Here is a 7778-nt window from a genome sequence, read left to right as displayed (position 1 = left end):
GCGCGATTGCAGGGGCGGGGTTCAGCATCTCCAATGCGGGCATTCTTCAAGGCGGCGGGGGGGGTGATAGTGGTGCATGGAGGATCGCCCCAGCCTCGGCAGGGAGCGCAATCAGCGGAAGCCGCCTGAACATCACGAACCGTCTGGTCATTCAGGGCGGTTCAGGTTCAAAGGGGATTAGGGACTACTACAACTGGGGGCAGCCTTATTATGCGGCGGCCCCAGGCGGCCCGGGCGGGAATGGAATACAAGGGGATGGCCTGCGGATCATCAACGCTGGCGGCGCCCAGATATTGGGCGGAGGAGCGGGCGCGGGCGGAGACGTTTCTATTCCTGCGTATGGCGTCGTCGGCGGGAATGGCGGCGCCGCTATCAGCGGCAGCAACCTCACCATCATCAATAGCGGAGACATCGAAAAGGGCGCGGGCGGGGCTGGATCAGGAACTGCCAAGTCAGGCCTGGACGGCGCCGCCATTTCCCTGACGGGAGGCGTGAACGCCCTCACGCTCGAAGCCGGCTCGAGCATCGACGGCAATATCGTGCTGTCGCATGACGACAAGACCCTGGGCGCGCCGCGCTTGTCGATCCTCAACCGGGGCGGCAGCTCGGCCCGGGTGAAAGGCGATGTCATCGTCGGCGCGGGGGCCGATGCCGGATTTGCCGGCAACCCGATGACTCTCGACGGCAGTGTCAGGTTGCGCGATGGCGCGACGTTGTCCATCACGTCGGCGAGCGCCCAGTCAGGCGAGTCACCGGCAAGCATGTTGGCCAAAACCGTCAGCATCGGTTCGGATGTGGGTTTCAACCTGTCCGGGGTTGGCCAGGGCAGCGCCACGGACGCGTTGCTGTTCAGCACGACGAGCGGAAAAATCGAAGGCGATTTCGCCCATATCGCCATCGGCGGCAAAAGAGCGGAGCGTGACGCCGCGGATCCGACCCAATGGGTTGCGGACTATCTGACCCTTCGCACCCGCAAATCCGATGATGCAGAGCACTTCCTGGCGAGCTGGCGGCTGGCCTGGTTCGACACGCCATCCCAGGCGCATGGCACGTTCCTGATCGGAGGCGACGAGGCATTTACCGTGGGCGCGGCGTTGAACACAGTCAATGCCGGCGACCATTGGGACGGCAACAGCCTGACCAAGCAGGGGGCGGGCACGCTGATCCTGACCAGCGACAACACCTACAGCGGCGATACCGTGCTGGAAGCGGGCACGCTGCGCGTGGGCAACAACGGCACGACGGGCGCCGTCGCCGGAAATATCGTCAATCAGGGCGAGCTGGTCTTTGACCGCAGCGATGCGGTGACTTACGCGGGCGTGATTTCAGGCACGGGCGCGGTGACGCAGGCCGGCACCGGCGCCCTGACATTGAGCAACCAGAACACCTACACCGGCGCCACCGCCATTACCGCCGGCACGCTCTATACCGCGGTAACGGATGCGATTGCCTACAGCACGGACCTGGCGGTGTGGGCGGACGCGGAGTGGAACCTGGACGGCCACTCGCAGACCTTGGCCGCTGGCGCGACGCTCACGAATCGCGGCGTCATCCGGACGGCGGGCGCGGACCTGCGCGGCAGCGACCTGACCATCACCAACACCAATCGCGGCAGCATCGATGCGGGCGATGGCGCGCTGGTCCTGACTGGCGGCGCAAATACCCTGACGTTCGAACGCGGGGCCAGGATGGCCGGCGGCGTGAAACTGTCCGCGGGCGCGGATGCCGATCATCTGACCGCCTTGCGCATTGTCAGCAATGTCGACTCCCTGGTGAGCGGCGCGTTGACGGCGGCCGCCCATACCCGCCTCACCCTGGCCGGCAAGGGATTGACGTTCAGCGGCGACGCCGCCCTGGGAACAGGCGCCTTGGTCTTCGATCCGGGCAGCAGCCTGACCGCTCGCGCCGTCTCGTTCGATGATGGGGCCACGGTATCCGCCGGCCTGACCGGATGGGATCAGCACGCGGTGCGTCTGATCACCACGACCGGCGGCATCACGGGGGCATGGCGCGCCGGTGACGTGCTGCTGGACGGCGTAGCCGCGTCGGAGCACGGCTACATCAACACCGACGGGCGCAACATGCAGTACTCCTTGCGCTGGGACGGATTGGATTCGGCGGCCAGCGGCACGTTCCGCGTGGCCGATGGCAAGACCTTCGAGGTGACGGGAGCGCTTTCCAACAACACGGCGCAGTTGAATCCCGACTGGGATGGCCGGAGCCTGACCAAGGCCGGCGGCGGCACCTTGATTCTCAGCGCTGACAATCTTTACGACGCAGGCACTCGCGTCGTGGATGGCTCGTTGCAGTTGGGCAGTGGCGGCGCCACCGGCACCGTGCTGGGGGATATCGTCAACGATGGCCAGGTGCTCTTTGACCATGGCGCCGAGGCGGCCACGTACGCAGGGAAGATTTCCGGCACGGGCTCGGTGGCCAAGAATGGCGCCGGCACGATGACGCTGACCGGCGACAACGTTTACACGGGGCGCACCACCATCAACGCCGGCACGCTGCGGATCGGCGATGGCGGCGCCACCGGCTCCCTGCAAGGGAATGTCGCCAACAATGCCGCGCTCGTCTTCAACCGCAGCGACACCTTGACCTATGGAGGCAGGTTGTCCGGCACGGGCAGCCTGACGCAGGCGGGGGCCGGCACGTTGATCTTGACCGGCACCAATATCTATTCCGGCGATACCCTTGTCGATGCCGGCACCCTGCAATTCGGGGCGCCGGGCGCCGGCACGTCCCTCAATGTGTTAAGCGGGGGCCTCACGGTCGCACCGGGCGCCATACTCGCCAAGGACCCTTCCGCGACGCTGCGAGTGGGTGGCAACGTGGCGATCGGGGCGGGCTCGACGCTGCTGTTGCGCGACACGATGCAAACAACATCGTCTTCCCCGGGGCTGACGATGGGCACGATGAATATCGGCAAGGACGCCACCCTGTATCTGCCCAACTTCGTCGACAGGCCTGCCGCTGAAGTCGAATTGTTCCGTTCGTCCGGTGGCATCACGGGCGACTTTGCCCATGTTGTATTGGGTAATGGGTACGTGCCCACGACGGATTATCGCAAGCTGACCGTCCGGAAATCCGGCACCCGCTTCCTGGCCGGTTACGGCTTGAGCTGGTACGCGCATCCCTCCATGTCGCATGGAACCTTCACGCTCGATACCGACGACACGGTCAGTGAGGCGCTCAAGGAGGTGGAGGCCAATACCGACCCCGACGAGCGCTGGAATGGCACAAGCCTGACCAAGCGAGGGCTCGGGACGCTGACCCTGACCGGCAATAACAGCTACAGCGGTGTCACCTCGGTTCGCGTTGGCACGTTGCGTATCGGTGATGGCGGCACGTCAGGTTCCATCACCGGAAATCTGTCCATCGAGGATGGCGCTGCGCTGGTCTTCGATCGTAGCGACGATGTCGCTTTCAATTTGGGCTATATATCCGGGGCGGGCACGATCACCAAGAAAGGGACCAATACCGTGTCGCTGTGGGGCGATGGCCGGGGCTATGCCGGGATCACCACCATCGAGGACGGCACGCTGAAGGTTGGCTCTCCGGCGCTTACGGTCAATCTGCTGGCCGGGAATATCGTCAACCACGGCACCCTGGAGTTCTACAGCGTCAGCGGCGGTCAGTACCGCGATGTGATCTCCGGCTCGGGTAGCGTGAAGCTGCAAGGCAGCGATGTGACGTTTCTGGGCGAGAACTCGTACAGCGGCCTCACCACGGTCGACGGCAAACTCTCTATCGGCAATGATGGCACGACGGGCTCCCTGGCCGGAGACATCCACATTCAGTCCGGCGGAGTGGGCTTTCGGCGCTCCGATGCGGTGGAATACGGGGGGGGGGATTTCCGGAGCCGGGTCTGTTTCGCATGGCAATAACTACTTGAAAGCCGGAGGCACGCTGACCCTGACGGGAGAGAACAGCTATACCGGAGGCACGGCGATTTACGGTGGCACGCTTCGCATCGGCAAGGGCGGCACCAAGGGTTCGGTGGTAGGCGATATCTACAACTACGGCATGCTGGTTTTCGACCGCAGCGACGACGTGCAATACGCGAGTGTGGTTTCAGGTGGCGGCAGTGTCACCAAGGACGGCGGTGGCCGACTGTTGCTGACGGGAGGGAACACCTATTCCGGAGACACCCTCATCAACGCCGGCGTACTGCAGTTGGGCGACGGCGGCACCGTGGGTGCGATTGCAGGGAATGTCGTCAACAATGCCACGCTGATCTTTGACCGCGGCGATGCCGTCACTTATGCAGGCAAGATTTCCGGCAATGGCGCGCTCATCAAGCAGGGCGGCAACACCCTGACGCTGGGCGCAAGCAACACCTATGGCGGCCCGACCACCATCAACGCGGGCACCCTGAAATTCAGCGGCGGGGCAATTGCCGCCAACGCGCTGGCTGGCCGCGTGGCCGTGGCTGACGGAGCCCGCCTGGAGATCCAGGTGCCGACCAGCGTCCGTGTTTCCGACCAGGTCGCTTTGCAGCATGGATCGACGCTGGCCCTGCATGATGCCTTGAAGGGCATGTCATCAGGCCCCGGCCTGACGGCCGGCAAGCTGTCAATCGACAACGACGTCACCTTCGCGCTGTCCGGCATTGCCCACAAGATCCAGCGCGGCGTGGTGTTATTCAGCGCCGACGAGGCGATCACGGGTGATTTCTCGCGTGTCATCACGGATGGGTTCGAAAGGCAGGTCGATTACCTGACGCTGACCACCCGGAAATCCGACGACAACAAGCAGTACCTGGCGGACTATGACCTGACCTGGCTGCTCGACAATGGCCAGGCGAACGGCTTGTTCACCATCGCCACTGGCCTGGCGCAGACCATTGAAGACGCGCTCAGGAACGCTGGCGCCAATGCCGCCACGGGATGGGACGGCAACAGCCTGACCAAGCAAGGCCTCGGGACGCTGACCCTGACCGGCGACAGCACCTACACCGGCGCCACCACGATTGGGGCCGGGACGCTGGCGCTGGGCGCGGGCGGCGTAACGGGCTCGGTGGCGGGCAATATCGCCAACCAGGGCATGCTGATCTTCAATCGCGGCGATGCGGTGACCTATGCGGGCGAGATTTCGGGTGCCGGAACGGTCACCAAGAAGGGGAACAACACCCTGACCTTGACCGGCAATAACACCTACACCGGGCTGACCACCATCGAATCCGGCTCGCTGCGGGTGGGCAACGGCGGCGCAAGCGGCGCCTTGGCTGGCGACATCGCCTTCCAGGATGCGGTGGGCTCGCTGGTGTTCGACCGCAGCGACGCATCGCAGTATGGGGGTGCCGTTTCCGGCGCGGCCAGCGTCGCGAAGAACGGCGCCGGCAGGTTGATCCTGTCGGGAGAAAATACTTACACGGGTGGCACCGCCATCAACGCCGGCGTGCTTCAGCTTGGCGACGGGGGCGTGGGCGGCTCGGTGCGCGGAAACATCCTCAACAATGCGGCCCTGGTGTTCGCCCACAGCGGCAAGACGCAAAATGCGGGCGCCATCTCGGGCACGGGCACAGTGACCCAGGCCGGCAGCGGGGTGCAGGTGCTCAGCGGCGGCAATAGCTATAGCGGCGATACGGCGATCCAGGCCGGGACCTTGAGATTCGGCAACGGCACGGCGGCCATCAATACGCTCGGCGGAGGGATCAACGTCGCTGGCGGGGCCACGTTGTCGGTGCATGCGCCCGCGATCGTGGCCTTGTCCGGATCGGTGGTGCTCGAAGCCGGGGCGACGCTGTCCATGCTGGAGCCGCTCAAGAGCGGAGCGCCATTTGGCAATTTGACCGCCTCCAAGGTGCGCATCGGCGACAACGTCTCGCTCGACCTCTCCGGCTTCATTCACAAGCCCAACCAGACCAAGGTGCTGTTCAGCGCGGCGGATGGCATCGAAGGCGACTTTGCACGGGTCATATCGGGCGGATTCGAGAAGATGGTCGACTACCTGACGGTGGTCGCCAGAAAATCCGATGATCAAAAGCGTTACCTGGCCAGTTATGGCCTGAGCTGGCTGGCTGACAACGGGCAGGAACATGGCACCTTCACGCTGGCCGCCGGCGAGCAGGACACTGTCGACGTATCGTTGATGGATGTGAAGCCGTCCGCGCATTGGGATGGCGCCAGCCTGACCAAGCAAGGCGCCGGCATGCTGACGCTGGCCGGCGATCATATCTACAGCGGCGATACCACGATCGCGGCCGGGACGCTGGCTTTGGGCGCGGGGGGGCGATACAGGCTCGGTCACCGGGAATATCGCCAACCGAGGCACGCTGGTCTTCAATCGTGGCAACGCGGCGACCTACGCGGGCGTGATCTCGGGCTCGGGGGCGGTGACCAAGAAGGGGGGGCAATGTCCTGACGCTCGCGGGTAATAACACCTACACCGGACTGACCACCGTGGAAGGCGGCACGCTACGCATCGGCGACGGCGGCGCAAGTGGCACCTTGGCCGCCGACGTTACTTTCACGGGCCTCGGAGGCATGGTATTTGACCGCAGCGATGCGTCGCAGTACGCGGGCGTGATCAAGGGGCTGGTGGGCGTGCACAAGAATGGCGCGGGCACCCTGATTCTGTCTGGCGAGAACACGTATACCGGCAACACGGTCATCAATGCAGGCGTGCTGCAGCTTGGCGCCGGGGCTGTGAGTGGCTCGGTTGGCGGGGCTATCGTCAACAATGCCGTCCTGGCCTTTGATCGCAGCGATGCAGTGACCTTCGGGAATTCGATTTCAGGCACGGGTGACGTCATCAAGCGAGGCAACAACACCCTGACCTTGAGCACTGCCACGAGCCATACGGGCGAGACCCGGATCGAGGCAGGTACGCTCAAGTCCGGCGTGGCGAACGCATTCGCGAACTCCTCCGGCCTGACCGTGGCGTCTGGCGCCAGCCTGAACCTGGGCGGATATACCGTCCAGAGAATTCGACAGCTGAACAACCGCGGCGTCATCCTGTTCAACGACCTGGGCGCGCCCGCGGCCATGGGTGGCATCCAGGTGGTTGGAAACATGAACCACGGCGGCATGTTGATGCTGAATACGTGCGCCGACTGCGCCGGCCAGGTCTATACCCAGGACGGAGACTGGGTCGGGGACGGTGGTTCGGTCTCTTTCGGCACGGTGCTCGGCGGCGACGCCAGCAAGACGGACAAGCTGCACGTCAGTGGCGCCGCGACCGGCACGACTTATGTCGTGGTGTCCAACGAGGGAGGGGCTGGCGCGCAGACGATCGAGGGTATCGAACTGATACGGACGGGGACCTCCACGGCGGACGCCTTCGTGCAAAGAGGCCGCATCGTCGCCGGCGCTTATGACTATCGGCTGCAAAAGGGTTCGGCTTCGGGGAAAAATGAGAACAACTGGTATCTGACGAGTTTGATCGCGTCGACGGAAAAGCCAGTCGAGCCGCCTATTGATGTGCCGGTGGTTCCGCCTGTGGATACGCCAGCGGTGCCGCCTGTTGATACGCCAGCGGCTCCGCCTACCGACAAGCCGGTGGTGGTGCCGCCAGTTGATACGCCAGCGGCTCCGCCTGCTGACAAGCCGGGGGTGCCGCCAGTTGATACGCCAGCGGTTCCGCCTGCTGACAAGCCGGTGGTGGTGCCGCCAGTTGATACGCCAGCGGCTCCGCCTGCTGACAAGCCGGGGGTGCCGCCAGTTGATACGCCAGCGGTTCCGCCTGCTGACAAGCCAGGGGTGCCGCCTGTTGATACGCCAGTGGTCCCGCCTGCCGACAAGCCGGTGGTGGTGCCGCCAGTTGATACGCCG

At 64.5% G+C, this 7778-nt stretch carries 3 protein-coding genes; all 3 read left to right on the top strand.

The window, feature by feature from the left end; translation table 11 throughout:
- The first annotated feature begins 293 nt into the window (after window positions 1-293).
- Window positions 294-3890 (top strand): autotransporter-associated beta strand repeat-containing protein, encoded by a 3597-nt coding sequence (locus AOZ49_RS31235; protein WP_231690497.1) that lies wholly within the window; start codon window positions 294-296, stop codon window positions 3888-3890.
- Between the two features lie 4 nt (window positions 3891-3894).
- Window positions 3895-6369, top strand: a complete 2475-nt coding sequence (locus tag AOZ49_RS31230) for an autotransporter-associated beta strand repeat-containing protein (RefSeq protein WP_054479779.1) — start codon at window positions 3895-3897, stop codon at window positions 6367-6369.
- Between the two features lie 38 nt (window positions 6370-6407).
- The coding region (locus tag AOZ49_RS31225; RefSeq protein WP_156355801.1) for an autotransporter outer membrane beta-barrel domain-containing protein at window positions 6408-7778 on the top strand (1371 nt) is incomplete at its 3' end.

The organism is Achromobacter sp. 2789STDY5608615 (genome assembly GCF_001298995.1).
Lineage (GTDB): Bacteria > Pseudomonadota > Gammaproteobacteria > Burkholderiales > Burkholderiaceae_B > Achromobacter > Achromobacter insuavis.
Note: the sequence above shows the minus strand (reverse complement) of the source record. Positions and strands in the feature narration are given on the sequence as shown.